The organism is Pseudomonas benzopyrenica, assembly GCF_036884265.1.
GTDB lineage: Bacteria > Pseudomonadota > Gammaproteobacteria > Pseudomonadales > Pseudomonadaceae > Chryseomonas > Chryseomonas benzopyrenica.
In genome coordinates, this window is sequence record NZ_CP145723.1 from 2294299 (window position 1) to 2321023 (window position 26725).

26 protein-coding genes and 1 pseudogene are annotated in these 26725 nt (G+C 64.5%); 18 read left to right on the forward strand and 9 right to left on the reverse strand.

All coding sequences use genetic code 11. The annotated features are described in order from the left end of the window. Positions 1-9 precede the first annotated feature (9 nt). Entirely contained in the window at positions 10-915 is a 906-nt protein-coding gene (locus V6W80_RS10755) for a LysR family transcriptional regulator (RefSeq protein ID WP_338547039.1), read from the reverse strand. Positions 916-1086: 171 nt separating this feature from the next. Between V6W80_RS10755 and V6W80_RS10760 the strand changes: the two genes are divergently transcribed. The 7 genes and pseudogenes from V6W80_RS10760 to V6W80_RS10790 all read left to right on the forward strand — a co-directional run bounded on the left by V6W80_RS10760 (position 1087) and on the right by V6W80_RS10790 (position 9019). Beyond that, positions 1087-2607, forward strand: a complete 1521-nt coding sequence (locus tag V6W80_RS10760; protein WP_338547041.1) for an ABC transporter substrate-binding protein — start codon at positions 1087-1089, stop codon at positions 2605-2607. Positions 2608-2655: 48 nt separating this feature from the next. Further along, on the forward strand, positions 2656-3573 hold the full coding sequence (locus V6W80_RS10765; protein ID WP_160922414.1) for an ABC transporter permease: 918 nt from the start codon (positions 2656-2658) through the stop codon (positions 3571-3573). A gap of 9 nt (positions 3574-3582) precedes the next feature. Then, positions 3583-4485: an ABC transporter permease gene (locus V6W80_RS10770; RefSeq protein ID WP_338547043.1), complete on the forward strand. Its 903-nt coding sequence runs from the start codon at positions 3583-3585 to the stop codon at positions 4483-4485. Between the two features lie 14 nt (positions 4486-4499). Next, positions 4500-5497: pseudogene (locus V6W80_RS10775) on the forward strand (ABC transporter ATP-binding protein). Then, the gene (locus tag V6W80_RS10780; RefSeq protein ID WP_338547045.1) at positions 5494-6456 is read left to right on the forward strand and encodes an ABC transporter ATP-binding protein; all 963 of its coding nucleotides are present in this window, start codon (positions 5494-5496) and stop codon (positions 6454-6456) included. Before V6W80_RS10775 ends, V6W80_RS10780 begins: the two are co-directional and overlap by 4 nt. 14 nt (positions 6457-6470) lie before the next feature. Beyond that, on the forward strand, positions 6471-7865 hold the full coding sequence (locus V6W80_RS10785; protein ID WP_338547047.1) for a M20 family metallopeptidase: 1395 nt from the start codon (positions 6471-6473) through the stop codon (positions 7863-7865). Beyond that, a complete protein-coding gene (locus V6W80_RS10790; RefSeq protein ID WP_338547048.1) occupies positions 7865-9019 on the forward strand; it encodes a M20 family metallopeptidase in 1155 nt (384 codons plus the stop codon). The genes V6W80_RS10785 and V6W80_RS10790 overlap by 1 nt, the downstream gene beginning before the upstream one ends. Before the next feature lie 248 nt (positions 9020-9267). Here V6W80_RS10790 and V6W80_RS10795 read toward each other — a convergent pair whose 3' ends face one another. Beyond that, entirely contained in the window at positions 9268-9681 is a 414-nt protein-coding gene (locus tag V6W80_RS10795; RefSeq protein ID WP_082900459.1) for a VOC family protein, read from the reverse strand. Between the two features lie 22 nt (positions 9682-9703). Further along, entirely contained in the window at positions 9704-10783 is a 1080-nt protein-coding gene (locus V6W80_RS10800) for an NADH:flavin oxidoreductase (RefSeq protein WP_338547051.1), read from the reverse strand. 190 nt (positions 10784-10973) lie between these two features. Between V6W80_RS10800 and V6W80_RS10805 the strand changes: the two genes are divergently transcribed. Beyond that, positions 10974-11627 (forward strand): TetR/AcrR family transcriptional regulator, encoded by a 654-nt coding sequence (locus V6W80_RS10805; protein ID WP_082900457.1) that lies wholly within the window; start codon positions 10974-10976, stop codon positions 11625-11627. Positions 11628-11804: 177 nt separating this feature from the next. Here the strand turns inward: V6W80_RS10805 and V6W80_RS10810 are convergent, their stop codons facing one another. Then, positions 11805-12275, reverse strand: coding sequence for an Lrp/AsnC family transcriptional regulator (locus tag V6W80_RS10810; RefSeq protein ID WP_064308720.1), 471 nt, complete (start codon positions 12273-12275; stop codon positions 11805-11807). 165 nt (positions 12276-12440) lie between these two features. On the opposite strand from V6W80_RS10810, the gene V6W80_RS10815 reads away from it, so the two are divergent. Then, positions 12441-13448, forward strand: a complete 1008-nt coding sequence (locus tag V6W80_RS10815) for a 1-aminocyclopropane-1-carboxylate deaminase (protein WP_338547403.1) — start codon at positions 12441-12443, stop codon at positions 13446-13448. A 34-nt stretch (positions 13449-13482) separates the two neighbouring features. Next, complete coding sequence (locus V6W80_RS10820) at positions 13483-13881, forward strand: hypothetical protein (protein ID WP_338547053.1); 399 nt, start codon at positions 13483-13485, stop codon at positions 13879-13881. A gap of 9 nt (positions 13882-13890) precedes the next feature. On the opposite strand, the gene V6W80_RS10825 is transcribed toward V6W80_RS10820, so the two are convergent. The 3 genes from V6W80_RS10825 to V6W80_RS10835 all read right to left on the reverse strand — a co-directional run bounded on the left by V6W80_RS10825 (position 13891) and on the right by V6W80_RS10835 (position 16480). Further along, on the reverse strand, positions 13891-15177 hold the full coding sequence (locus V6W80_RS10825) for a HipA domain-containing protein (RefSeq protein WP_338547055.1): 1287 nt from the start codon (positions 15175-15177) through the stop codon (positions 13891-13893). Beyond that, a complete protein-coding gene (locus tag V6W80_RS10830; protein WP_058790267.1) occupies positions 15174-15425 on the reverse strand; it encodes a helix-turn-helix domain-containing protein in 252 nt (83 codons plus the stop codon). The genes V6W80_RS10825 and V6W80_RS10830 overlap by 4 nt, the downstream gene beginning before the upstream one ends. A gap of 137 nt (positions 15426-15562) precedes the next feature. Further along, the gene (locus V6W80_RS10835) at positions 15563-16480 is read right to left on the reverse strand and encodes a LysR family transcriptional regulator (protein WP_338547058.1); all 918 of its coding nucleotides are present in this window, start codon (positions 16478-16480) and stop codon (positions 15563-15565) included. 118 nt (positions 16481-16598) lie between these two features. Between V6W80_RS10835 and V6W80_RS10840 the strand changes: the two genes are divergently transcribed. The 6 genes from V6W80_RS10840 (at position 16599) to mgrA (ending at position 22647) form a co-directional block, all read left to right on the forward strand. Further along, positions 16599-17363 (forward strand): 5-oxoprolinase subunit PxpA, encoded by a 765-nt coding sequence (locus V6W80_RS10840; protein ID WP_338547060.1) that lies wholly within the window; start codon positions 16599-16601, stop codon positions 17361-17363. A gap of 93 nt (positions 17364-17456) precedes the next feature. Continuing rightward, complete coding sequence (locus V6W80_RS10845; protein ID WP_017640209.1) at positions 17457-17708, forward strand: acetyl-CoA carboxylase; 252 nt, start codon at positions 17457-17459, stop codon at positions 17706-17708. Then, positions 17705-19078: an acetyl-CoA carboxylase biotin carboxylase subunit gene (locus tag V6W80_RS10850; protein ID WP_338547062.1), complete on the forward strand. Its 1374-nt coding sequence runs from the start codon at positions 17705-17707 to the stop codon at positions 19076-19078. The genes V6W80_RS10845 and V6W80_RS10850 overlap by 4 nt, the downstream gene beginning before the upstream one ends. Continuing rightward, positions 19075-19947 carry a 5-oxoprolinase subunit B family protein gene (locus tag V6W80_RS10855; protein ID WP_338547064.1) on the forward strand — a complete coding sequence of 291 codons (873 nt, stop codon included), beginning with the start codon at positions 19075-19077 and terminating at the stop codon, positions 19945-19947. Before V6W80_RS10850 ends, V6W80_RS10855 begins: the two co-directional genes overlap by 4 nt. After that, a complete protein-coding gene (locus tag V6W80_RS10860; protein WP_338547066.1) occupies positions 19944-20918 on the forward strand; it encodes a biotin-dependent carboxyltransferase family protein in 975 nt (324 codons plus the stop codon). Before V6W80_RS10855 ends, V6W80_RS10860 begins: the two co-directional genes overlap by 4 nt. Positions 20919-21609: 691 nt before the next feature. Then, on the forward strand, positions 21610-22647 hold the full coding sequence (gene mgrA / locus V6W80_RS10865) for an L-glyceraldehyde 3-phosphate reductase (protein WP_017640213.1): 1038 nt from the start codon (positions 21610-21612) through the stop codon (positions 22645-22647). Between the two features lie 87 nt (positions 22648-22734). On the opposite strand, the gene V6W80_RS10870 is transcribed toward mgrA, so the two are convergent. After that, entirely contained in the window at positions 22735-23649 is a 915-nt protein-coding gene (locus tag V6W80_RS10870; RefSeq protein ID WP_338547068.1) for an AraC family transcriptional regulator, read from the reverse strand. A 248-nt stretch (positions 23650-23897) separates the two neighbouring features. On the opposite strand from V6W80_RS10870, the gene V6W80_RS10875 reads away from it, so the two are divergent. Both V6W80_RS10875 and V6W80_RS10880 read left to right on the forward strand, forming a co-directional pair. Then, positions 23898-25205, forward strand: coding sequence for an ABC transporter substrate-binding protein (locus V6W80_RS10875; RefSeq protein ID WP_338547070.1), 1308 nt, complete (start codon positions 23898-23900; stop codon positions 25203-25205). 68 nt (positions 25206-25273) lie between these two features. Further along, positions 25274-26047, forward strand: coding sequence for an L-iditol 2-dehydrogenase (locus V6W80_RS10880; protein ID WP_184288175.1), 774 nt, complete (start codon positions 25274-25276; stop codon positions 26045-26047). A gap of 12 nt (positions 26048-26059) precedes the next feature. Here V6W80_RS10880 and V6W80_RS10885 read toward each other — a convergent pair whose 3' ends face one another. Then, on the reverse strand, positions 26060-26653 hold the full coding sequence (locus V6W80_RS10885; protein ID WP_338547072.1) for a DUF1349 domain-containing protein: 594 nt from the start codon (positions 26651-26653) through the stop codon (positions 26060-26062). Between the last annotated feature and the right edge of the window lie 72 nt (positions 26654-26725).

Below are 26725 nucleotides of genomic sequence, written 5' to 3' on the forward strand. Positions count from 1 at the left end.
CGCGCTGACTCAGCGCCCCAGCGCCCCGATCAGCGCCTGGCGAAAGGCAGTCACCGCCGGCGGCAATTCGCGGCCCGCCATGCTCTGCAATTCGATCCGCCGCGCGGCCAGGCCTTCGTCCAGCAGGGGCAGGGCCACCAGTTGGCCTTCGCGCAGTCGACTACGCAGGCTCAGTTCGCTTGAGAGCGCCACGCCACCGCCCAAGGCGGCGAAGCGATAGAGCGCCTGCATGTTGTTGCTCACCAGCACGGGTTCGAAGGAGAGTCCCTGGACGCCACAGCAGATGTCGAACAGCTGGCGCACCGTGGTATCGGGCATCGGCAGCGCCAGCGGAAAGGGCTGTAGATCGGCCAGGGTCAGCCCGGTACGGCCGGCAAGGGGATGCTCGGGCGCCACCACCGCCTCGATGGCGCCACTCAAGGTGGCGTCGACGCTGATGTCCGGCTCAGGCCTGAGGCTGAAGGTGAGGCCCAGGTCGGCGTCACCTTCCTGGACCCGGCGCGTGACCGCCGCCGGCGCGCAGACCTCCAGGGAAAAGTGGATGCCGGCATAGCCCTGGCGAAAGGCAACGATGACCTCGGGCAGGAAGTCCAGCGAGAAGCCTTCGGTGGTGGCCAGACGCACCTGGCCGCGGCGCAGGTCGGCCAGGCCGCGCAGTTCGGCCGCCACCTGCTCGCTGGCCAGCTGCGCCTTGTGCGCATGCACGGCCAGACGCTCGCCGGCGGCGCTGGGCACCACGCCACGGGCGCGGCGTTCGAGCAGCGGCGTCTCCAGCTCGCGCTCCAGTTTGGCGATCTGGCGACTCACCGCACTGGCCGCGACATTGAGCCGCTGGGAAGCTTCGCTGATGGAGCCGCACCGCACCACCTCGAGGAAATAGCGCAGGGCGGTGGACTGAATTCCGTAGGGCTGCATAGGGACTCCTTTGCCGAAAAGGCATGGCTCGCATCTAAATATTCTGCTTGTGGCATGGGATGGCAAGACCTAGAGTCGGGTCAAGAGATCAGTAACAGCCTTCAGCAAGACTTCCTTCCCCGCGTTTCGCGGACCTGCCTTTGACCAACCACCGCCCCGGAGACAGACGGCATGGGACTCAAAGGTTTCGCTTGTGGCATCGCGTTTTCCCTCTTTCTGGCCCAGGGCCAGGCCTTCGCCGGCAAGGCCAACGACACCCTGGTCTACGCCTCGGATACCGAGCCCGAGAACGTCAGCCCCTATCACAACGATGCCCGTGAAGGCGTCATCCTCGCCCACCTGGCCTGGGACACCCTGATCTACCGCGATCCCCAGACCGGCGAATACAAGCCGATGCTGGCCACCCATTGGCAGCAGGTCGATCCGCTGACCCTCGACTTCGATCTGCGCCAGGGCGTGACCTTCCACAACGGCGATCCCTTTACCGCCGATGACGTGGTCTTCACCTTCAACTACGTGGCCTCGCCCGAGGGCAAGGTGGTCACCCAGCAGAACGTCAACTGGATCAAGAGCGCCGAGAAGCTGGGCGAATATAAGGTCCGCCTGCACCTCAAGCAGCCATTTCCAGCCGCGCTGGAATACCTGGCCAATCCCTTGCCCATCTATCCCGGCAAGTATTTCCAGAAGGTAGGCCTGGCGGGCTTCGCGCAGAAGCCGGTGGGTACCGGGCCCTATCGCATCGTCGCGGTCACCAGCGGCCAGGGGGTCACGCTGGAGCGCAATCCCGACTATTTCAAGGACAGTCCCCAGGGGCAGCCACGCATCGGCCATATCCAGTTCCGGGTGATTCCCGACGCCGAGATCCGACTCGCCGAACTCATGACCGGCGGCATCGACTGGACCTGGCGCGTGGCGCCGGACCAGGCCGAGCAACTCAAGGCCGCGCCCAATCTCACCGTGGAGAGCGGCGCCAGCATGAGGATCGGCTTCCTCAGCATGGATGCCCAGGGCGCCTCCAGCCCGGATTCACCCTTTGCCAAGGCAGAGGTGCGCCAGGCGATCAATTACGCGATCAACCGTAAAGCCATCGCCAGTCAGCTCATGGGGGGCGGCAGCCAGCCGCTGCAGGTGGCGTGCTATCCGGAGCAATTCGGTTGCGACGCCAAGGCGGTACCGGGCTACCCCTACGACCCGGCGAAGGCCAAGGCCCTGCTCAAGGCCGCCGGCTATCCCAATGGCTTCAGCACCGAGATCTTCGCCTACCGCGACCGCGACGTGGTCGAGGCGCTGATCGGGGACCTGCGTGCGGCGGGCATCGACGCCAAGCTGCGGTATCTGAAATACGCCGCCCTGCGTGACCAGCAGCGCGCCGGCAAGGTGCCCATGGCCTTTCTGGCCTGGGGTTCCTTCTCCATCGCCGATGCTTCGGCGGCCACCGGCGTGTATTTCAAGGGCAATGCCGACGACGTCGCCAAGGATCCCCAGGTGATCGACTGGCTCAAGGTGGCCGACACCGCCATGGATCCGGCGGTGCGCAAGGACAACTACCGCAAGGCGCTGCAGCGGATCGCCGCGCAGGCCTACTGGGCGCCGGTGTTCAACTATTCCATCAACTACGCCTTCACCTCGGACCTGGCCTTCCAGCCCTATCCGGACGAATTGCCGCGCTTCGCCCTGGCCCACTGGAACTGATCCGTCCCGGCGCCCCGCACGGGGGCGCCTCTCGCCGAGGAGCCGAGCATGTCCGCATACCTCCTGCGCCGCCTGGGTATCGCCCTGGCCGTGGCCTTTACCGTTTCCCTCATCAGCTTCTTCCTGCTGCACCTGTCCGGCGACCTGGCCACCGCCATCGCCGGCCCCGAGGCCACCGCCGAACAGATCGAGGTGGTGCGTCATCAGCACGGCCTTGATAAACCCCTGGCGACCCAGTACGTCGAGTGGGTCGGGCAGTTGCTGCGGCTGGACCTGGGGCAGTCGTTCTTCTTCCAGGAATCGGTACGGGATCTCATCGCCAGCCGCCTGCCCATCACCCTGACCCTGGGCGCCATCGCGCTGCTGGTGGCGCTGCTCATCGCCATCCCGCTCGGGGTGCTGGCCGCGGTCAAGCGCGATACCTGGATCGACCGTCTGGCGCTGACCCTGGCGACCTTCGGCCAGGCCATGCCCAGCTTCTGGTTCGCCCTGGTGCTGATCGTCATCTTCTCGGTGACCCTGAAGTGGCTACCGGTATCTGGCAACACCAGCTGGCAGCACTTCATCCTGCCGGCGGTCGCCCTGGGCTACTACGCCACCCCCTCGCTGATGCGCCTGACTCGTGCCGGGATGCTCGATGTGCTGGGCGCTGACTACATCCGCACCGCCCGGGCCAAGGGCCTGAGTCCGGCGCGGGTACTGTTCAAGCACGCCCTGCGCAATGCGCTGATCCCGGTGGTGGCCCTGGCCGCGGTGGAGTTCGGCTTCATGCTGGGCGGCTCGGTGGTGATCGAGGCGGTGTTCTCCCTGCAGGGCATCGGCCAGCTGGCCTGGGATGCCATCGCCCGCAACGACTTCCCGGTGGTGCAGGCCATCGTCCTCTTGATCGCGTTGATCTACATCGTGCTGACACTGGTGGCCGATCTGCTCAACGCCTTGCTCGACCCGCGCATTCGCGTGCGCTAGGAGGCCCCTATGACCGTCGCCAACCCCTTCGTGCTCGACGACTATCTGCCCCCGCGCCCGACGCTGGGCCGCCAGCTGCGCCGCTGGTTAGGCCACCGCGGCTTCGCCCTGGGCGCCGTGCTGCTCGTCGTCATCGTCTTCGCCGCCCTGGCCGCGCCCTGGCTGGCGCCCCACGACCCCTATGCCCAGGACGTGATGCAGCGGATGAAACCACCGGTATGGATGGCCAAGGGCACCTGGGCCCATCCGCTGGGCACCGACAAGCTCGGCCGCGACTATCTCTCCCGGCTGCTCTATGGTGCGCGCATCTCGCTGTTCATCGGCCTTGCCGCGGCGCTCATCTCCGGCGCCATCGGCACCTTGCTCGGGGTGTTGGCTGGCTACTACGGCGGCAAGGTCGACGCCCTGGTTAGCTACCTGGTGACCACCCGCCTGGCCCTGCCGGTGGTGATGGTGGCCCTGGCCGCCGCCTCCCTGGTAGGTGGCTCGCTGCAGGTGGTGGTGATCCTGCTCGGCTGCCTGCTGTGGGATCGCTTCGCCGTGGTGGTGCGCGCCGCCGTGCAGCAGATCCGCGACGCCGAATACGTCGCCGCCGCCCAGGCGCTGGGCTGTTCACCCTGGCGGGTCATCGTCGGCGAGATCCTGCCCAACGTGCTGGGGGCGCTGATCGTGGTGATTACCCTGGAGATGGCCCACGCCATCCTGCTGGAGGCGACCCTGTCCTTTCTCGGCGTTGGCGTGCAGCCACCGTTGCCGTCCTGGGGCCTGATGATCGCCGAAGGCAAGCCCTACATGTTCTTTTCGTCCTGGGTGATCGCCATTCCCGGCATCGCCCTCATGCTGCTGGTGCTGGCCATCAACCTGGTCGGCGACGGCATCCGGGATCTGGCCGCGCCCAGCGGGCGCAACTAAGCGGAGGACTGACCATGGCACTGCTCGACGTAAGAGACCTGCGCATCGACATCCCCCTGGGGGACGACACCCTGCACGCCGTGCGCGGCCTGGATCTGCAGGTGGAGCAGGGCGAGATGCTCTGCCTGGTGGGTGAATCCGGCTGCGGCAAGTCGCTCACCTCCCTGGCGCTGATGGATCTGCTGCCGCGCCAGGCCCGGCGCCAGGCGGCGCGGCTGAGTCTGGGCGAACACGACCTGCTAACCCTGGGTGAAAGGGGCATGCGCGACCTGCGTGGCAATCGCCTTGCGATGATCTTCCAGAGGAACCCATGACCGCCCTCAATCCGGCCTACAGCATCGGCGACCAGCTCGCCGAGGTGCTGCGGCGCCACCGCAGGCTGGATCGCAAGGCCGCCTGGGCAGGCGCGGAGGCCATGCTGGAAAAGGTCGGCATCAGCAACGCCGGCGAGCGCCTGCGCCAGTATCCGCACCAGCTCAGCGGCGGGTTGCGCCAGCGGGTGGTCATCGCCATGGCGCTGCTCTGCGAACCGGACCTCATCATCGCCGACGAGCCCACCACGGCGCTGGACGTCACCATCCAGGCGCAGATCCTGCACCTGCTGCGCGACCTGCAGCGGGAATTCGGCACGGCCATCGTCTTCATCACCCACGACCTGGGGCTGGTGGCGCGCATCGCCGATCGGGTAGCGGTCATGTATGCCGGCCAGATCGTCGAGCAGGCACCGGCCGCCGAGCTGTTCGCCGCCCCCCGACACCCCTATACCCGTGGGCTGCTGGCGAGCATCCCGGTACCGGGCCGGACCCGTCCCGGGCAGCCGCTGGGCGCTATTCCCGGCCTGGTCCCCAGCCTGGTCGGCGAGCAGCACGGCTGCGCCTTTCGCAACAGATGCCCGCAGGCGGTGGCGGCCTGCGCCGACAGCGTGCCGTTGCTGGAGGAGGGCGCGCACCTGGCGCGTTGCCACTTCGCCCAGCCCAGCGAGCCCCTGCGCCGGGTCGGAGGTGTGCGATGAGCCGCGAGATCGCCCTGGAACTGTGCGACATCCGCCGCGAATTCACCCTGGGTCGCGGCCTGTTCCGCCCGCTGGCCACCCTCAAGGCGGTGGATGGCATCTCGCTGCGGCTCCATCGCGGCGAGACCCTGGGTCTGGTGGGGGAATCGGGGTGCGGCAAGAGCACCCTGGCCAAGCTGCTGCTGGGGCTGCTGGCACCCACCAGCGGCGACATCCTGGTAGGCGGCGAGCACCTGCGCGGGGTGGATCGCAAGCGCATGGCCCGGCATATCCAGCCGATCTTCCAGGACCCTTATTCGTCGCTCAATCCGCGCAAGACGGTGCGCGAGATCGTGGCGCTGCCGCTCAAGGTGCATGGCCTGGGCACGCCCGCCGAGCAGCAACGGCGGGTCGCCGAGATGCTCGACGTGGTGGGTTTGCCACGGCGCGCCGCCGACAGCCATCCCGGCCAGCTCAGTGGCGGTCAGCGCCAGCGGGTGGCCATCGCCCGCGCCCTGGTGATGCGCCCGGACGTGTTGATCTGCGACGAACCCACCTCGGCACTGGACGTTTCGGTGCAGGCGCAGATCCTCAACCTGCTGCTGGAACTCAAGCGTGAATTCGGCCTGACCTATCTGCTCATCAGCCACAACCTGGCGGTGGTGGAACACCTGGCCGACCGGGTGGCGGTGATGTACCTCGGCAAGATCGTCGAGGAGCGCGAGCGGGCGGCGTTGTTCGCCCAGCCGGCGCATCCCTATACCAGGGCACTGCTGGATGCGGTGCTCACCCCGGATCCGGCGCTGGGGCTCCCGGCGCTGGGCCTGGGTGGCAGCTTTCCCAATCCCATCTCGCCGCCCAGCGGCTGCGCCTTCCATCCCCGCTGTCCGCGCTGCTTCGGCCCCTGCGCCGAGCGCTATCCGGAACGCGAAACCATCCCCGGCGGCAGCAAGCGCTGCCACCTGCCAGAACCCGCCTGACCCCGGAGTCCGCCATGACCAGCCGTACCCATGCCCTTGAGCTTGCCGCCGCGCACTTCGACAGCGGCGCCTTCCGTGCCCGGCTCGCCACCGCCGTGGCCCATCCCACCGAAAGCCAGGAACCCGAGCGCCAGGCGGAGCTGCAGCGCTACCTGGATGAGTTCATCGCCCCCTATGTGGCCAGTCTCGGCTTCATCAGCCGGCAGCTGGACAATCCGGTCGCCGGCAAGGGGCCCTTGCTGATCGCCGAGCGGATCGAGGATCCGGCGTTGCCGACCCTGCTCAGCTATGGCCACGGTGACGTGGTGCGCGGTGATGCCAGCCGCTGGCGCGAAGGCCTTGCGCCCTGGACCCTGGTGGAGCAGGGCGAGCGCTGGTACGGCCGCGGCACCGCCGACAACAAGGGCCAGCACCTGCTCAACCTGGCGGCGCTGGAACAGGTGATCGCCGCCCGCGGCGGACGCCTGGGCTACAACGTCAAGCTGCTGCTGGAGATGGGCGAGGAGATCGGCTCGGTCGGCCTGCGCACCTTCTGCCAGGAGCAGCGTCAGGCCCTGGCCGCCGACCTGTTCATCGCCTCAGACGGTCCGCGGGTTTCGGCATCCCGGCCAACGCTGTTCCTGGGTGCCCGGGGCACCTTCAATGTCGACCTGCACCTGGACCTGCGCGAAGGCGGCCATCACTCCGGCAACTGGGGCGGACTGCTGGCCAATCCCGGCATCATTCTCGCCCACGCCCTGGCCAGCTTGGTGGATGCCCAGGGCCAGATCCAGGTCGCGGGGCTCAAGCCCACGGAGCTGCCCGCACCGGTGCGCAGGGCGTTGGCCGACATCGAGGTGGGCGGCGCACCGGGCGATCCGGCCATCGATCCCCTCTGGGGCGAGCCTGGGCTGACCCCGGCCGAACGTGTCTACGGCTGGAATACCTTCGAACTACTGGCCTTCACCACCGGCAATCCCGAGGCACCGGTCAATGCCATTCCTGGTAGTGCCCGTGCCCACTGCCAGATCCGCTTCGTCGCCGGCTGCGACTGCACGACCTTCATCCCGCTGATCGAGGCGCACCTGGCCGAACGGGGTTTCGCCGCGGTGCGGGTCACCCGTGCCAAGGACGAGATCCTCCACGCCTCGCGGCTGGACCCGGAGAATCCCTGGGTGGACTGGGCCCTGACCTCCCTGACCCGCACTCTGGGCGAAAAGCCGGCCTTGCTGCCCAATTTCGGCGGTGGCTTGCCCAATGACATCTTTGCCGACATCCTCGACCTGCCCACCCTCTGGGTACCCCATTCATATCCCGCCTGCTCCCAGCACGCGCCCAACGAGCATCTCCTGGCCCCGGTCGTGCGGCAGGGGCTGCAACTCATGGCCGGGCTGTTCTGGGACCTGGGCGATCGCTGGAGCCGCAGTTGATGTCCCTTGCCAAGACCACTGCCCTGGAGTGGCTCGCCACCCAGCGCGAGCCGATGACCCGCCTGCTGCAACGCCTGGTCGATACCGATTCCAACAGCTACGACAAGGCCGGCGTCGATGCCGTCGGTGCCGTGCTCACCGCCGCCCTGGCCGAAGACGGCATCGAGGTCACCCGGATGCCGGTGGACGATTTCGGTGACGTCATCGCCGCCCAGGTGGGGCCCGCCACGGGCGCCGCGGTGCTGCTGCTGGGCCATCGCGACACCGTCTTTCCGCCGGGTACCGTGGCCAGCCGCGGCTTTACCCAGGATGCCCACCAAGCCTATGGTCCTGGTGTCGCGGACATGAAGGGTGGCCTGGTGGCGAGTTGCTTTGCACTGCGCGCGCTGAAGCGCGCCGGCGAGCTGCCATTTCCGATACGGGTGCTCTACACCGGTGACGAGGAGATCGGCTCCGGCACGGCGCGTCCTCATCTGGAAGCCGCGGCGCGCGCAGCCCGGGCGGTACTGAACTGCGAGCCCGGGCGGGTCAGCGGCAACGTGGTCAAGGCGCGCAAGGGGGGTGCCAGCCTGACCCTCAGGGTGAGCGGCCGCGCCGCCCACGCCGGGGTCAACCACGCCGAGGGCGCCAGCGCCATCCAGGCCCTGGCGCTCAAGGTGGTCAAGCTGCACGCCCTGACCGACTACGAGCGTGGCATCACCGCCAATGTCGGTCTCATCGAGGGCGGTACCTCCAGCAATACCGTCGCGCCCAGCGCCACCGCGCGCCTGGACGTGCGCTTCGTCGCCCTGGCCGACTGGCCCGAACTGCAGAAGCGCATCGAGGCCATCGTCGCCGAGGAAGAGCTGCCGGGAACCCGGGCCAGCGTCATTACCACCGGCCTGTTCCTGCCCATGGAAGAGCACCTGAGCCGTGACCTGCTGGCGCTCTACCAGCGCGAGGCGCAGGCACTCGGCTTCAGCGTGGAGGGGGAATTCACCGGCGGTTGCGCCGACTCCGGCTTTACCGCCAGCCTGGGTGTGCCCACCCTCTGTGGGCTGGGCCCGGTCGGTGGCAAGGTGCATACCGACGCCGAGTTCCTGGTGCTCGACACCCTGGTCCCGCGCACCCAGGCGCTGGTGGCCACCATCCTGGCTCTAGCCGTAAAGGCTTGATCCTCTTGTCGGTTTCCGAAACAGGTGCGACTGCTAGCCGGCGAGGGCCATAATTGGAGGCTTTAGATTTTCGAAATTGCTGCGACAGTTGATCGCAATTCATGCGACGGCCCTAGAGTCTGGTTGCAATAGCTGCGACTGCCTGCGGAATTTTCCGTGAACGACTTAGAGAAGGTCTTTAATAGGTGGGAGCAGCAGCTCGAAGGCCTGCTATCGACCCTTAGCGGCTTCTCGCAGAGGGCATCTGGCTAACCTCGCTGAGGCTCCGAGGGATTTGTACAGAAGAGCGCGACTTTATTTCCGTCCGGATCGCGCAAATACCCTACATAGAATCTAGGGCCGTAATCATCGCGAAATCCAGGTGCGCCTTCATCAGTACCGCCATGCGTTAGGCCAAGCCCGTGTAACTCGCGGACGGTGGCCTGCGATTGGGCGCGGAAAGCCACCATGGTGCCATTTCCGACTGTTGCCGGTTGGCCATCAAGTGGCTTGGTGACATAGAAAGCTCCAGGACCATTGTGCTGGTCCTCAATGCCTGGCATGGAATAGATCAAGCGCCCTCGCCACTCTTCGACCTCATAGCCCAGTGGCAGAAGAATCGCATTGTACAAGCACTCCGCCGCTTTCAAGTCATTTGTGCCAATCATGGTGTAGCTCAACATGCTAAATGTCCTTTCAAAACCGTTAGTTTTTAACGAAGTCAGGCCAGGTTTTAAGGTAATCGATCAGGGGGGTGCTAAGCCCCTGCGCCTGAAGGAACTGCTCGCTCACAGGCAGTGAGGGCACGACATAATGAGGATTGGCAGCGATCCGGCGTGGAATGTCCGGATGGATACAGGCAGCGCGTCCGATCAATACAAAATCGCAACCCTCTTCCAGAAGCTCGGACGCCCGGCTTGCGCTCATGATCTTGCCCGCAGTACCAAGACGTACACCGTGCCGGGGCAAGGAAGTAAACAGCTCCAGCATTTTGCGACCTTCTTTGGAGCCTTGCCCGATACGTTGCGCAGAGTCCCACAAGGCGAGGTCAATGTAATCGACTTGCTGTTGTCGCATGATCTCACCTACGACATCACGGATTTCCTCGACCTTCAGCCCGTGTCGGTCTACAGAAAGTCGTATTCCAAGCTGAAAATCAGCCCCGAGCGCTGTTCGTACAGCATTGATCGTTTCAAATACGATCCGAGCCCTATTCTCCAGATCGCCCCCGTATTGATCGTTACGGGTGTTGAGCAAGGGTGATAGAAATTGCGAAAGAACAAAGCCAAACGCTCCGTGCAATTCCACCCCATCAAAGCCTGCTTCGGCGGCCCGTACGGCCGCTTTCACAAAGCTATCTCTGACAGACGCTATTTGCTCCACACTGATTGCACCGATGCCAGACACCAAACCATTAGACGCAGGCAAAGGGATACCGCCCAGTTCGGGATCTACTCGATAGCCACCGTGATGGAGTTGGACCGAAGTCAACGCGCCGTGTGCACCAGCGGCTTTAGCCAGCCGTGTTAGGCCTGGAAGGAAATCATCACAGTGTATTCCAAGCTGGCCGATGAAGGTCCTACCGCCTGCTAACACCGTAGCCGCGCAGGTATGGATCAGGCCATAGCCCCCTTCGCCAAGCAGCTTTAGCCAATGTTCATCGTCATCCGTAGGCGCTCCATCGGGTCGACTTTGGCGGTTGGTAAGCGGTGCCAGCATGAGGCGATTCGGCATGGGCTTGCCATGACGCAACGATAGCGGCTCGAAGAGGCTGGAAACGGACATTTTGGAGCTACTCCACATCATCTGGGTCGTCAGAAAGACCTACTTGCAAGTCGGCAGTAGTCATCTAAGCAAGAATGTGGATAGAAGCCTATAGTCTGACAATGAGTGTTGTCAAATCATGGGGGAGGCGTTGCCATCGATCCGCTTTGCGCTGGTTGAACTATCAGTTTCTGCGTCTTAACCTGTGACTATGAATACAACCGACCTCTCTACTGATTTATCCCGGCCCTCACGGACCTACCGTGGAAATTCGCCTGAAGAGCGGAAATCACAGCGACGCGCCAAATTGATTGCAGCCGCTAAAGAGCTTTACGGTTCAAACGGCTTTCATGCCACCAAGGTAAAGATGATCTGTGTCACAGCAGGCCTTACCGAGCGCTATTTCTACGAGAATTTCGCGAACAGTGAAGAGCTATTCATCGCGATGCATACAGAGACAAGCACTCAGATCATTGCTCGCCTGAAACAGGCCGCTACACGACAGGAAGGCAGCCAAGCGCAGGTCTACGCCATTCTGGATACCTACTATGCCGATATCGCTGCAGATCCAGTGACTGCGCGGTTGTTTGCAGTGGATGCCGGCTACATTAGCCGGGTTGCCCGTGAGGTTTGCTCAGCTTGGCGATTGTCTTTCGGCCAACTGCTAACGGAGACGATGAAGGTTCCTGAAGCACCAGGGATGCTGCGCCATGGCGTGGTTATAGGGTTGCTAGGAATAGGGGTTCATTGGATGGAGTCAGGATTTGCTTCACCAAAATCAGAAATTGTGGAAACCGCCTTAGCTTTGGTTACCCCTTTGAATCCCGCTGTATGCGCTGATAGCGTGGCACCCACATCTCCCTGAAGCGGCTGCAGCTCCATGTATTTTTGCCGCTGCTGAACGGCAGCATGGATCGATTTTCTGTCATTGGCTGATTCCGGTTTAGGTATTTCCAAAATGTCGCAGCAATTTCGGAAACCGACGGCTATCCTGAACGGGCGCCGCTCGGCAGCCGTCCCTGCCTAAGCGCCACCCGCCGAATCAGATAGGCAACAACCCCTCGGTCTTGACTTCGTTCAGCACGAAAAAGGTGCGCACCTGGCGCACGCCGGGCAGGGCGATCAGCCGCTCGCTGTGCAGGCGATTGAAGGCGGCGATGTCCTTGACCCTGAGCTTGATGAAGTAGTCGACGTCGCCGGCCACCAGGTAGCACTCCAACACCGGGGGCAGGGCGCGGGCGGCCGCTTCGAAGGCCTGGAAGGATTCCGGGGTCGATCGGTCCAGCACCACCCCTACTAATACCGCGGTCTCCCGCTGCACGGCCTTGGGGTCCACATGGGCCCTGACGCCGGTGATGACGCCGCTGTCGAACAGCTTGCGCGTGTGATTCCAGCAGGCGCTGGGACTCAGGGACACCTGGCGGGCCAGCTCGGCATTGCTCAGACGGCCGTCCTGTTGCAGGGCTCTCAGGATCTTGCGTTCGACCGGAGTGAGTTCCGCGCTTTCGCTCATCGAAAGATTCTCCTTTGGAAGAGGATTCTGGCTGAAGGGTCTTGTCGTTCAAACACCCAATCCAGAAGGAAAGCAGGTTTTGTGCCGGGCATTCGAAAGCACCTTTTCCAGGACTTTGCCTAGCATGGAAGGCGTTCTCTCATCACTGGAGTCGCTGCTATGTCCCTGGACCTCGAAAAGCGTTTTTCCCGCGTCAAGCTCGGTTATTTCCCGTCGCCCTTGCACAAGCTGGAGCGCATGTCGAAGGACCTCGGTATCGAACTCTGGGCCAAGCGTGACGACGTTTCCTCCGGTCTCGCCTATGGCGGCAACAAGGTGCGCAAGCTGGAATGGCTGGCCGCCGATGCGCTGGCGCAGGGCTGCGATACCCTAGTGTCCATCGGCAACATCCAGTCCAACCACACGCGCCAGGTGGCCGCCGTCGCCGCGGTGCTGGGCATGAAGTGCCGGCTGGTCCAGGAGGAGTGGACCAAGTGGGAAGACCCGGTCTACGACAAGGTCGGCAACATCCTGCTGTCGCGGCTGATGGGTGCCCAGACGCTGTTGGAAGGTGAGGGCTATTCCACCGCGGTGAAGGCGACCTGGGAGCGCGCGCTGGATGAGGTGCGGCGTGAGGGCGGCAAACCCTACGCCATTCCCGCCGGCGCCTCGGATCATCCCCTGGGTGGCCTCGGCTATGCCCATTTTGCCGATGAACTGGCGGCGCAAGAGCGCGACCAGGGCCTCTTCTTCGATACCGTGGTCACGGCCACCTGTACCGGTTCTACCCAGGGCGGCATGGTGGTGGGCTTTCGCGCCCAGGAGCGGGAACGCCGCCTGATCGGCATCGACACGGCGGCGGACGCCGAGATGACCCGCGCCGCGGTGACCAAGATCGCGCGCAACACCGCCGAGATGATCGGCCTGAAGCAGGAGATCCGCGACGAGGACGTCATCATCGAGCCACGGTTCTGCGGACCGGACTACGGCCTGCCGGATGGCCCCACCGTCGAGGCCATCCGCTACACCGCGCAGATGGAGGGGATGCTCACCGACCCGGTCTACGAGGGCAAATCCATGGCTGGGCTGATCGCCATGGCGCGCAGTGGCGAGATCACCAAGGGCAGCCAGGTACTCTATGTTCACCTCGGGGGTGCCCCGGCGCTCAACGCCTACCACAACGCCTTCGCCTGAACCCAGGCCACGACCGATCACCAGGAGGTCCCGCATGACGAGCCAATTCTGGACAGCGGTAGACGACCTCCGACCGGCCGTGGCGCTGGTCATCCTGCATAGCGGTCTCGACCCCGCGGTAACGGCGGAATTGCGCAGCGGCTTGCCCGGCTGCAGCGACCTCCCGGTGCTACGGCTGGAGGACGTCGGCGCGCTGCACGAGGAGTGGCTCACCCAGGGTCCGCAGAGCCGGATCGTACGGCTGTTGTCCCGGCTGGGCGGTGACTGCCTGCTGCTGGCGGTCGAGCCGGAAGGCTTTAACGAGCTGGAATGGCTGGGATCGGTCGCCGGTCAACGACTGCAACAGTTCACGAGCAGCACGCCCACGGGTGAGCTGATCGCTCGCCTGCAACAGCTCAGACGCGAGCGGCTGCTGGCGGTGTTGCCACTTTGAGCGTAGCCGTCAAGCCAGCCGCTCGGCCTGTTCGGCGATCAGCGCCCTGATCGCGCGCAGGCAGCGCAACTCGCCGGCGAACACTGCCCGCAACTCCGGCCGCGCGCCGGCCAGGGCCTGGTTTACCCGCTCGGTCTGTTCCAGCAACTGCTGAGCCTGGGAGGGCAGGCGTTGCCGTAGGCGTTGCAACTGGGCGGCGGCCGGTGAGCGTTTGATACCCAGCACCTCGGCTGCATCCAGCAATCGCTCGCGGTCGATGGCCACCAGCCGGTTTTCACCCAGGATTGGCCAGGCGAGGGTGGTTGCGTCCGGCCAGCGCTGCTGATCGAAGGCGCGGCTCTCGTACACGGCCGTGCAGAGCAGGTCATAGCAGGGCGCCAGGGCCAGCCCCCGCGGTGAGACCAGAAAGCCCAGATTCTTCAGATGAGCATCGGTGTTGCCCACCAGCACGTTGAAGGCTAGCCAGGTGAACAGCCGCGTCCGGGTCACGGCGGGCGCCTCGCACAGCCGGGCCAGCTCGGCCAGGCGCTCCACGCTACCCGCCTGGTACTTGAAATGACGATCCAGACCCAGCACCTGGCAGGCGTCGATGCCGTGGCGCCGTTGCCAGCCGCCCGGGGTACGGACGCGGTCGAAGCGCTCGATCAGATAGACCGGCTCGGGCACGTAGCGGCGCTCGACGGCGGGAACCATCAGCCCGGCCAGACCCGCCAAGCGCATGATGAACCACTCGTTGATCACCGAATGGGCGAAGGCCTCGTGGGGATGGTCCGGCTTGAGGATATGGGTCGAGGGCAGGGCGCCCACGGGTTCCTGCAGCCCCTGCTCATCGAGGATCACCGCCAGCTTGTGCTGGGCGCCGGCCAGCGACATGCGCTTGTGCGCCTCGTGGGTCAGCGGCAACTGCGGCATGGCCTGGATCCGCCGGGAAAGATCGGCATCGCTCAGGGGTCGGCGATCTCCCGGCGGCAGGCGCTGACCTTCGGCGAGCAGCGTAAGGGAGCCGGCGGATTCGGCGCCGTACCAGCTCAGCAGGGCGAAGGCATCGGCGGCATCCAGGCGCGCATCCTGGGCGAGCAGTTGCCGCTGGCCTTCCTCGGGCAGCAGGTTGTCGAAGTACCACTGCACCGGTCGCTGCGAACTGCCATCGATCAGTGGCGCTCGCTGCAAGGGCAATTGCGGACAGAGCCCGAAGGCCTGCCAACCGGACTCGTACCGGAACGACCAGATACCGTTCTCGTCAGCCAGCCGACCCACCAGCTGGTCGTCGATCCAGGCCAGGAGTTCACGCCTCATGGTGTCCGGGTATCCAGCTGGGCTTCCACCTCGGGGGGCAGATCCACGATCAGGCGCACGCCCAGGCCTTCCAATACCTGGAACAGCTTGCCCCATTGGACGGTTTCGCCACCGCGCTCGACCTTGCCGAGAAAGTTTTCACTGACGCCGAGACTGCCGGCGGCATCGTCCTGGCGCAGGGCCTGGGCCTTGCGGGCCTGGCGGACGAGGGCGCCAAGGTCGGCGGCATTCTTGAGTAGCACCTGCATGATTTATCCTCACGAGCGTGAGGATCAGGCTAACGCCAAAGGGATGGCCGGTGCAATCCTCAAGGTCGTGAGGATTTTAGCTATCCAAGCTGTTATTCACATCGAATCCTTTCTATCGTGAGGATTTATATCTACAGTCACCGTCGCGCGCCCAGCTGCTGGGGCGCCAGAAAAGCGCTGTGGAAGTAGCTGCGAAAGGCCTGCATGGCCGGCGTCAGTGGATGCTCCCTGTGCCAGGCCAGCCCCACGCTCATGGGGGTAATGGGCTCCACCAGGGTGCGCGTTTCCAGGCGCTTGCCCTCCAAGGACCAGGGCCGATAGACCAGGTCGGAAAGGATGGCCACGCCGCTGCCGTTGGCCACCATGCTGCGTACGGCCTCCACCGAGCTGGTGCGCAAGCGCACCTGGGGTTCAAGGCCCGACTGGCGCCAATAGCGCATGGCGCTCTGTTCGGCCTCGTCGACGGTGAGCAGTACGTAGGGCTCGCGGGCGACGTCGGCCAGGCTGACGTTGGGTCGATCGCGCAGGGGATGGCCACTGGGCAGCCAAAGTCGGCGTTCGGAATTGAAGAGCGTTTCGGAGACGATGTCCTCGTGGGTCAGGTTGGCGGTCAGCACCACCGCCATGTCTATGCGCTTGTCCAGCAGCGCTTCCTCGATGGCCTGGCGCTCCTGCTCGTGCACCGCCACCGTCACCTCGGGATAGAGCTGTGCCAGGCGTTGCAGGTGGTGGGGGAGGAAGTAGCCGATCACCGTGTAGCTGGCGGCAATGCGCAGCTCGCCGCTGGCGCGGTGGTCGGGCAGGGCACTACTCAGGGCGTCGTCGACCCCGCGCAGGATGCCGTAGGCATGGTTGAGGAAATGCCGACCGGCGTCAGTCAAGGCCATCCCCTGGGCCGAACGGACGAACAGGCTGGCACCCAGCAGGCCCTCCAGTTCCTGGATGGCGCTGGTCACCGCCGACTGGGAGATGTTCAGGTGGATGGCGGCCTGGGAGATCTGACCCAGTTCGGCGGTCGCGGTGAAGTAGCGCAGCTGGCGCAGGGTTAGGGCCATGGGGATCGTCCTGGGGTATCGATTTTTCCGAACGCTGGGCTTTGGATAATAAATCTTCCAAAGGGGGCAGGGCAGTCCTAAGGTCGAGGACAACGCACCGCTGCCAGGGAAAACCGCAATGATCGAGGTGGACTTCAATTCCGACATGGGCGAGGGCCTGGGCGCCTGGACCCTGGGCGACGGCGTGGATGACCAGCTGCTCGACCTGGTCAGCTCGGCCAATATCGCCACCGGCTTCCATGCCGGCGATCCCGCCCTCATGCAGCGCACCGTGCTGCAGGCCAAGGCGCGCAACGTGGCCATCGGCGCCCATCCGGGCTATCGCGATCTGGTGGGTTTCGGCCGCCGGCCCCTGCAGATGCCCGCCGAAGAGCTGGTGGCCGATATCGTCTATCAGCTCGGCGCCCTGCGTGAATTCGCCCGGTTGCATGGCTTGCGGCTGCAGCACCTCAAACCCCATGGCGCGCTGTTCATGCACCTGGCGCGGGACGAGACGGCTGCCCGGCTGCTGGTGGAGACGCTGCAACGGCTCGAACCCGGGCTGCTGCTCTATTGCCTGCCCGATTCGGCCACCTGGCGTATCGGTCGCGAGCTGGGACAGCCCCTGGTGCGTGAGTTCTATGCCGACCGGGACTACGACGCCAGCGGCTCCATCGTGCTGGTCCGGCGCGTGGGCGCCCTGGATCCCCAGGCGGTGGCCGAGCGAGTACTGAGAGCCTGCCAACAGGGGCGGGTCGCCACGGTGGAGGGGGGCGAGGTCGAGGTGACCTTCGAATCCATCTGCCTGCACAGCGATACCCCCGGTGCACTGGGCCTGGCCCAGGCCATTCGCCAGTGCCTGGACGCGGCCGGCATCGCCGTGCGCGCACCCCGCGCCGACTAGTTCCGCGTTCGATACTGGCGCCCGAGACGCCGGATCCTTCATCTATTAGCTACGCCTGCCTTTCCGACAACATCGCCTAGAAGAGGAATCGTCATGGCCGAACATTCGGTGCTCTCGCCCTTGCCCGGAACGTTCTATCGCAAACCCACGCCTGATGCGGCGCCCTATGTGGATGTCGGGGAAACCGTCACCGCCGGTACCGTGATCGGCCTGGTCGAGGTGATGAAGCAATTCTCGGAGGTCCACGCCGAGGTCGCCGGGACCCTGACGGCCTTCGTGGTCGAAGACGGCGATCCGGTTGAGCCGGGTCAGTTGCTGGCCACCCTGAGCGGAGCCGACTCGTGAGCACGACAGGGGGCGGCATCCGCCGTCTGCTGGTCGCCAATCGTGGCGAGATCGCTGTCCGTATTCTGCGGGCCGCCAAGGCCTTGAACATCGAGACGGTGCTGGCCTGCAGCGAGGCGGACCAGGATTCCCTGGCAGCGCGGCAGGCCGATGCCGTGGTGGTGATCGGCCCGGCGCGGGCGGATCGCAGCTACCTCAACATCGACGCGCTGCTCAAGGCGCTGCACGACAGCGGCGCCGATGCGGTCCATCCCGGCTATGGTTTCCTAGCCGAGAGCGCGGCCTTCGCCGATGCGGTGGAGGAGGCCGGTGCTATCTTCGTCGGCCCCTCGGGTGACATCATTCGCCGCATGGGCGACAAGGCCGAGGCGCGGCGTACCGCCCTGGCGGCTGGCGTGCCAGTGGTGCCTGGCTCCGCCGGCGAACCGGCCGATATAGAAGCGGCCATAGCGGCAGCGGAGACGGTGGGCTATCCGCTGCTGATCAAGGCGTCGGCGGGAGGAGGAGGCCGGGGCATCCGCCTGGCCCGCGATGCCGCCGAACTGGCGCGGGAATTTCCCCTCGCTCAACGTGAAGCCCAGGCCGCCTTTGGTAACGGTGCCCTCTATCTGGAGCGCTTCATCGAGCACGCTCGCCATATAGAGGTACAGATCCTGGGCGATGGCCAGCGCGCGGTGCATCTGTTCGAACGCGAATGCTCGTTACAGCGTCGCCGTCAGAAACTTCTGGAAGAAGCACCATCACCGGTGCTGAGCGCTGCCCAGCGCGAGACCCTTTGCGCCAGCGCGGTTCGTCTGGCCGAAAGTCTCGGCTATCGCGGCGCGGGCACCCTGGAATACCTGTTCAACGAAGCCCGGGGCGAGTTCTTCTTCATCGAGATGAATACCCGCATTCAGGTCGAGCATCCGGTCAGCGAGATGGTCACCGGCATCGACCTGGTCCAGGCCATGCTGTGCATCGCCGGTGGCGAACCCCTGCGGCTGCGCCAGGAAGACATCCATCTGCTGGGCGCGGCCATCGAGCTGAGGCTCAACGCCGAGGACCCGGCGCGCAATTTCTTCCCCAGTCCCGGAACGGTCGAGCAGCTCGCCTGGCCGCGTGGCGCGGGCATCCGCGTCGACAGCCATCTCTATGCCGGCTATCGGGTGCCGCCTTACTACGACTCGCTGCTGGCCAAGCTCATCGCTCATGGCGCCGATCGCATCGAGGCGCTGGCCCGTGCGCGTCAGGCGCTGGACGAGTTGCGCCTTACCGGCATGGCCACCACCGCATCCCTGCATCGACGGCTGCTGGACGAACCCTGGGTGATCGAAGCCCGCTTCGACACCGGTACCCTGGAACACTGGTTGGCCGAGGAGATTCCCGCATGACGACCGCGATCCGCTATAGCTTCGGCGGCGACGAGCACCTGTTCGTCGAACTGTCCGAGAGCATGTCCCTGGAGGCCTTTTTCCGCGGCCTGGCCATGACCCGCGCGGTGCAGGCGCTGCAATTGCCCGGCATCCACGACATCTGCCTGGCCAATGCCTCCTTCCAGATCCGCTTCGATCCCGACGTGCTGCTGCCCGACCGGCTGCTGGCGGCCGTCCAGGGCGTGGAAGACCTGGCGGTGGCCGAGCGCCAACTGGCCACCCGCATCATCGAGATCCCGGTGCTCTACAACGACCCCTGGACCCACGAGACGCTGATGCGCTTTCGCGATCGCCACCAGGATCCCACCGCCACTGACCTGGAATACGCCGCGCGTATCAACGGCCTGGCCGATGTCGAAGCCTTTATCGCGGCCCACAGCGGCGCGCCCTGGTTCGTCTCCATGGTGGGCTTCGTGGCCGGACTGCCGTTCATGTTCCAGATGGTGGAGCCGGAGCGGCAGCTGCAGGTGCCGAAGTACCTGCGGCCCCGCACCGACACGCCCAAACAGACCCTGGGTCACGGCGGCTGCTTCGGCTGCATCTACTCGGTCCGGGGTGCCGGTGGCTACCAGATGTTCGGGGTGACGCCAGCGCCCATCTACGATCCGGCGCAGCGCCTCGACTATCTGCAAGAGCACATGGTGTTTTTCCGGCCCGGCGACATCGTCCGCTTCCGCGCCATCGACCGCGCCGAGTACGACCGGATGCTGGCCGAGGTAGAGGAGGGTAGCTTCACCCTGAACATACGCCCCATGGACTTTTCCCTGGACGCCTTTCTCGACGATCCCCGTGGCTATCCGCGCGCCCTGATGGAGGAGCCGGCATGATCAAGGTACTCAAACCCGGCCTGGCCACCGCGATCCAGGACCTCGGTCGCGAAGGCTACTATCACCTGGGCATTCCGCCGTCCGGCGCCATGGACAGCTATGCCTTGCGTGCGGCCAATCTGCTGGTGGGCAATGCAGCCGGCGCCGCCGCGCTGGAATGCACCTTGCTCGGGCCGGAGCTGCAGTTCGCCGAAAACGCCCTGGTCGCCCTGAGCGGCGCGCGCATGACGCCACGCCTGGACGGCGCCGAAATGCCGCTGGACGAGGCCTTCATGGTGCGGGCCGGCCAGGTGCTCAAGTTCGATTACCTCAAGGCCGGTGCCCGCGGCTATCTGGCGGTGGCCGGAGGCTTCGATGTGCCCGAGGTGCTGGGCAGTCGTTCGACCTATACGCTGGGTGGCCTCGGTGGCTTCCAGGGTCGACGTCTCGCCGCGGGAGACGAATTGCCGATCGGAACGCCAGCGGCAGCTGCCAAGCCTGGAACTCGGTTACCGAGCGATCTGGTACCGACCTGCGGCGGCGAAGTGACCTTGCGTGTCGTACCCGGTCTCTATCATCACCGCCTGACCGCAGACGCGGCCGAAGCCTTTTTCGCCGATACCTGGACGGTGGGCTCCGAAGCCGACCGCATCGGCTATAGATTCAAGGGCGGTCGACCGCTGGCATTCACGCCGCGCGAACAACCCTTTGGCGCCGGCTCGGATCCGTCCAATATCGTCGACAGCTGTTATCCCATCGGGTCGATCCAGGTACCGGCGGGCCTCGAGCCCATCGTCCTGCACCGAGACGCGGTGTCGGGCGGCGGCTACGCCATGATCGGCACGGTCATCAGCAGCGACCTAGATCTGATCGGCCAACTGCAGCCTAACCAGAAGGCGCGGTTCGTCGCCGTAACGCTGGAAGATGCATTAGCGGCACGCCGGATCTACCAGGAACGCTTGCAGCGCCTGGAGCAGGCCTTGGCTGGATGACTGGCGACAATCAGCCAGAACGTTCAACGGTGAGCTGAAAGATCCTGAAGGCGCGGTCGGTAACAGGCGCGTCTTCAGGATCGTCGCTGAACGACCTTTAGCAGAAACGCTAAGCAGCGATGCGTGCGGGTGACACTGGATGCCGGCGAGAAATTGTTCTGCAGCCGTGTACAGGTCCAGCGGTGCAAACCAAAGACGGTTTTGTTCGCACAGCGAAGATTCGTCACAAGCAGCAATCGCTGAAACTGAAAACAAGCTGGTCGACGATGCCAGGGTAGGGAAGTCGAAGCCGAGCCTGGTCTGGCAGTAAGGGAGAAAGGCAGTGAGCTAATTGGATGGCAGAGGGCAATCACCAGCACCCGCCCATATCCAATTTAACATAATATACATTATGCGAAGTTATGGTTATGGAGCGCTGCATCGAGTGCCTGCCTTTTCACGTTGGCTGCTTTCTTCCATTTCCTGCGATCTGGTCATTTTGCCTGACATTACGGCTTCAAGGATTCAGATCGCCGCTTACCGTACACCTGCACCGCAAATTCCGCAGCGCCCGTTTGTACAAGACGCCGTCGACAGCTTTAATCGGATGGCGTCCGTTCCCGGAGCTCTTTCTGGTTGTCGCGCCGCTGTCCGTGCCACGACGCGCGAACGCCCTGGGTTCCAACAAGTATTCCATCCCGAGGAGTTTTCCATGGCTTATCAAGCCGCTTCCGATCGTTATGACCGTATTCCTTACCGCCGCGTAGGTCGCAGCGGTCTGGTGCTGCCGGCGCTGTCGCTGGGCCTGTGGCACAACTTTGGCGACACCACGCCGCTGGATCGTCAGCGCGCCTTGCTGCGCACTGCCTTCGATCTAGGCATCAATCACTTCGACCTGGCCAACAACTACGGGCCACCCTATGGCAGCGCCGAGATCAATTTCGGTCGGCTGCTGCGCGAAGACTTCGCGGCCTACCGCGACGAGCTCATCATCTCCAGCAAGGCTGGCTGGGACATGTGGCCCGGGCCCTATGGCCAAGGTGGCGGCTCGCGCAAATACGTCCTGGCCAGCCTAGACCAGAGCCTCAAGCGCCTGGGCCTGGATTACGTCGACATCTTCTATTCGCACCGTTTCGACGAACACACCCCGCTGGAAGAAACCGCCAGTGCCCTGGCCACCGCGGTCCAGCAAGGTAAGGCGCTCTATATCGGCATCAGCTCCTATTCGGGGACCAAGACCCGGGAAATGGCCAAATTGCTGGCCGACTGGAAGATCCCGCTGCTGATCCACCAGCCGGCCTACAACCTGCTCAATCGTTGGATCGAAAAGGATCTGCTGGATGCGACCGAGGACATCGGCAGTGGCGTGATCGCCTTTACGCCGCTGGCCCAGGGGTTGCTGACCGACAAGTACCTCAATGGCGTTCCGGCCGAGGCCCGGGTCAATCAGCCCGGTGGCCAGTCGCTGCAGCAAGGCCATCTGTCCGACGAGAACCTGGCCCGAGTACGCGCTCTGGATGCCATCGCCAAGCGCCGCGGCCAGAGCCTAGCGCAGCTGGCCCTGGCCTGGACCCTGCGCGATCCGCGCATCACCAGCGCCCTGATCGGCGCCAGTAGACCCGAGCAGATCGTGGAAAACGTGGCAGCCCTGGACAACCTGACCTTTACCGCCGAGGAACTGGCCGAGATCGATACCCATGCGGTCGAAGGCGACATCAATCTCTGGGCCAAGCCGTCCAGCGCGGAATAAAGCCCCGTTTGGCGTAGCTGGCGCTCCAGCGTCAGCTACGCCTACCTTTATAGGATCCTCCCAGGGCATAACCGCCCTCACCCGCCCTCACCCAGGCGGCTGCTGACGCCGCGTCCCGATCTGCTCCTGGCGATACTGGCTGGGCGTCTGTCCGGTCTCGTTGCGAAAATGCCGGTTGAAATTGGACAGATTGGAATAGCCCACCTCGAAGCAGATGGTCGCTATGGACAGCTCCGCCTGCCGCAGCAGACGACAGGCCCGCTGGAGGCGTAGCTTGCGCGCCAATTCGATGAAGCCGTGGCCGGTGACCTTCTTGAAGAAGCGGGAAAAGCCGGCCTCGCTCATGCCGACGCGTCTGGCGATCACCGGCAGCCGGATATCTTCGGTGAGCTCGCTCAGCAGATAGTCGAAGGCCTGGTGCACCCGGGCGGCGCTACGGGCGTCCAGCGCCGGCGCATAACAGGCACTGGCCAGAACGATTCTTTCGCTTTCCGGCGCCCGAGACAGCAGGCCCAGTAAAGCGAACAGCTTGAGCAGGCGCTCGGCGCCCTGGGCCTGGCCCATCGCCTCGATCAATGCAGCCGCCTGCCGGGCCGTGTCGGCCCTGAACTCCAGGCCGCGCCTGGCCTGTTCCAGCAAAGGTAGATAGTCGCCCAGCTCGGGAGCCACGGTGCTTAGCGAGCGCAACAGCTCGCCATTGAACTGGATGACCACATCGCGCCCGGCGAGCACCTCGCCGGGTGGCAGATCGCCGATCCAGTCGTGCGGCAGATCCGGCCCGATCATGGCCACGTGGCCGGCCGCGAACGGCCCGACATAGTCGCCGGCCAGTAGGCGTCCGCTACCCTGGCGGATCAGGTGAATCTCGTATTCGGGGTGATGATTCCAGCGCGCCAAGGCATAGGGATAGTCGTGCTCGTACCAGCGAAAGCTCTGGTCGGGCGCGGCAAGGATCACTTCCAGCTCTGCCGGCCGCGCTTCGAGGAAGGCGGAAGCCTTCATGATGTACCTCTGCTTGTTCTTGTAGGCCCACACCGGTCGGCCTGGCTATCGATGCTTTTTTGACCTGGTTGCGCTCGGCGATCAAGGTCAAAAATGTATCGGCAACTGGTCAATGCCAGGTTAGCCAGCGGCTTGGCCCTGCTGTTGTAATCCTCTCCAGCGGGCCTGTCGAGATCAGATTTATATCGGCGGCCAGCCATTCATAACAACAACAAGCTGCCCGCCGTGGCAGTCAGGGAGAGAAGAAGATGAAGCGCCCTATCGCGTTGCTGCTGTTGGCCGGTCTCGGACTGACCGGCGTTGCCCAGGCCGTCGAATCGGTCACCGTTGCCACCGTCAACAACAGCGACATGGTGCGCATGCAGCGTCTGTCCCAGGTCTTCGAAAAACAGCACCCCGACATCAAGCTCAACTGGGTAGTGCTCGAAGAAAACGTGCTGCGGCAGCGGCTGACCACCGACATCACCACCGGGGGTGGCCAATTCGACGTACTGACCATCGGCACCTACGAAACCCCGCTGTGGGGCGCCAAGAACTGGCTGGAGCCGCTCGACAACCTGCCTGCCAGCTATGACGTCGAAGACATCTTTCCGGCAGTCCGCCAGGGGCTGTCGGTCAACAACCATCTCTATGCCCTGCCGTTCTACGGCGAAAGCACCGTCACCTACTACCGCAAGGACCTGTTCAAGGCTGCCGGCCTGCAGATGCCCGACCAGCCGACCTGGTCGCAACTCGCCGACTTTGCCAGCAAGCTCAACCAGCCGGACAAGGACCAGTACGGACTCTGCCTGAGAGGCAAGGCCGGCTGGGGGGAAAACGTCGCGCTGCTCAGCCTGATGGGCAACGCCTTCGGCGCGCGCTGGTTCGACGAACAATGGCAGCCCGAACTGACCAGTCCCGAGTGGACGGCCGCTGCCAACTTCTATGTCGACAACATGAAAAAGTACGGTCCGCCCGGCGCCTCCAGCAACGGCTTTAACGAGAACCTGGCTCTGTTCAACAGCGGCAAATGTGCGCTCTGGGTGGATGCCAGCGTCGCCGGCTCCTTCACCACCGACAAGAGCCAGAGCAAGGTGGCCGACCAGGTCGGCTTCGCCGCTTCGCCTCATGAAGTCACCGACAAGGGCTCGTCCTGGCTGTATGCCTGGTCGCTGGCGATTCCAGCGAGTGCCAAGCACAAGGAGGCTGCCAAGACCTTCATCACCTGGGCGACTTCCAAGGAATACATCCAGCTGGTGGCCGATCAGGACGGCATCGCCAACGTACCACCGGGCACGCGCCAGTCCATCTACAGCCCGGCCTACCTGAGCGCGGCGCCCTTCGCCAAGATCACCCTGGAGATGATGCAGCATGCCGACCCGGCTCATCCCTCGGCCAAGCCGGTGCCCTATGTTGGCATCCAGTACGTGACCATTCCCGAGTTCCAGGCCATCGGCACCTCGGTCGGCAAGCTGTTCTCCGCCGCCCTCACCGGCCAGATGAGCGTCGAGCAGGCCCTCAACGCGGCCCAGACCTCGACGACCCGCGAAATGAAACGCGCGGGCTATCTCAAGTAACGACCCTTTACCCAAGACCTGACCGCGCGCTGCACCGCGCGGTCAGTCTCTCGATTGGAGCCAAGACCATGAACAGACTGGAAGGAAAAAGCGCCCTGATCACCGGCGCCGCCCGCGGTATCGGCAGGGCTTTCGCCCAGGCCTACCTCAAGGAAGGCGCGACGGTGGCCATCGCCGACATCAATATCGAACGAGCCCGGGAGACCGCCGAGGAGCTGGGCGAGCGCGCCTATGCCCTGGCCATGGACGTCACCGACCAGGCGTCCATCGACACGGCCATCACCCAGGTGATCGCCACCGCCGGCAAGCTCGACATCCTGGTCAACAATGCCGCCCTGTTCGACCTGGCACCCATCGTCGAGATCTCTCGGGAAAGTTATGACCGGCTGTTCGCCATCAACGTGGCCGGCCCCCTGTTCACCCTGCAGGCCGCCGCGCGACAGATGATCGCCCAGGGGCATGGGGGCAAGATCATCAATATGGCCAGCCAGGCCGGGCGCCGCGGCGAAGCCTTGGTTGCCGTCTATTGCGCGACCAAGGCCGCGGTCATCAGCCTGACCCAGTCGGCCGGCCTCGACCTCATCAAGCACCGCATCAACGTCAATGCCATCGCCCCCGGCGTGGTCGACGGTGAGCATTGGGAAGGGGTGGATGCCCTCTTCGCCCATTACGAGCAACGGCCGCTGGGCGAGAAGAAGCGCCTGGTCGGTGAAGCCGTACCCTACGGTCGCATGGGAACAGCCGAGGACCTGGTCGGCATGGCGCTGTTCCTGGCGTCCAGCGACAGTGACTTCGTGGTCGCCCAGACCTACAACGTCGACGGCGGCAACTGGATGAGCTGATCTACCCTGCAGTCAGCTCAGGTCATGCAGTTCCTTGACGATCGCCGGCCCTATCTGGAGGTCGGCAAAGCTGACCTCCAGGCCCTCGCGCTGCGGCGAGCAGCAATAGGGCCCAACCTGCAGGTCCGCACCCTCTTCGCTGGCGAATCGACACAGCCGCAACAGCGGCCAACTCAGGCCATCCAGGGAATACTGCAGGCGCAGCACCTCGCCATGCAGCGTCATGCGCAGCCAGAAGCCGCGGACGGCATCGGGCATCGGCCCGAGGGCCCAGTCGGAATGCCCCAAGGTCAGGACGCTACCCAGATGCGCGATGCCGTCGTTGATCTCGAGCCCCGTCTTGCACCAGAGCTCGCTCCCCTGCCTTACCATCAGGCCGGCCTGATCGTACAGCTCGGTAAAGGTCCCGGTGATCCGTACCTGCGCCGTGAAATCCTCACCGGCCACATAACCGCGGAAATGCCCGCTGTCACGCTCGAAGCCGTATTGGGTCTTCTGCCAGAAGTCGGTTCCGCTATCGGTACTGATGTGTAACAGACCATCCGTATCGGACCAGCGCGTCGGTTCGTTCAGCCACTGGGCAGGCAAGGTCTTTGCAAGGCTCATGGACAGGTATCCGCGGCTGATGGGGCTGCGCACACGATAGATCAAGGACGCGCAACGCGCCAAACTCGGACC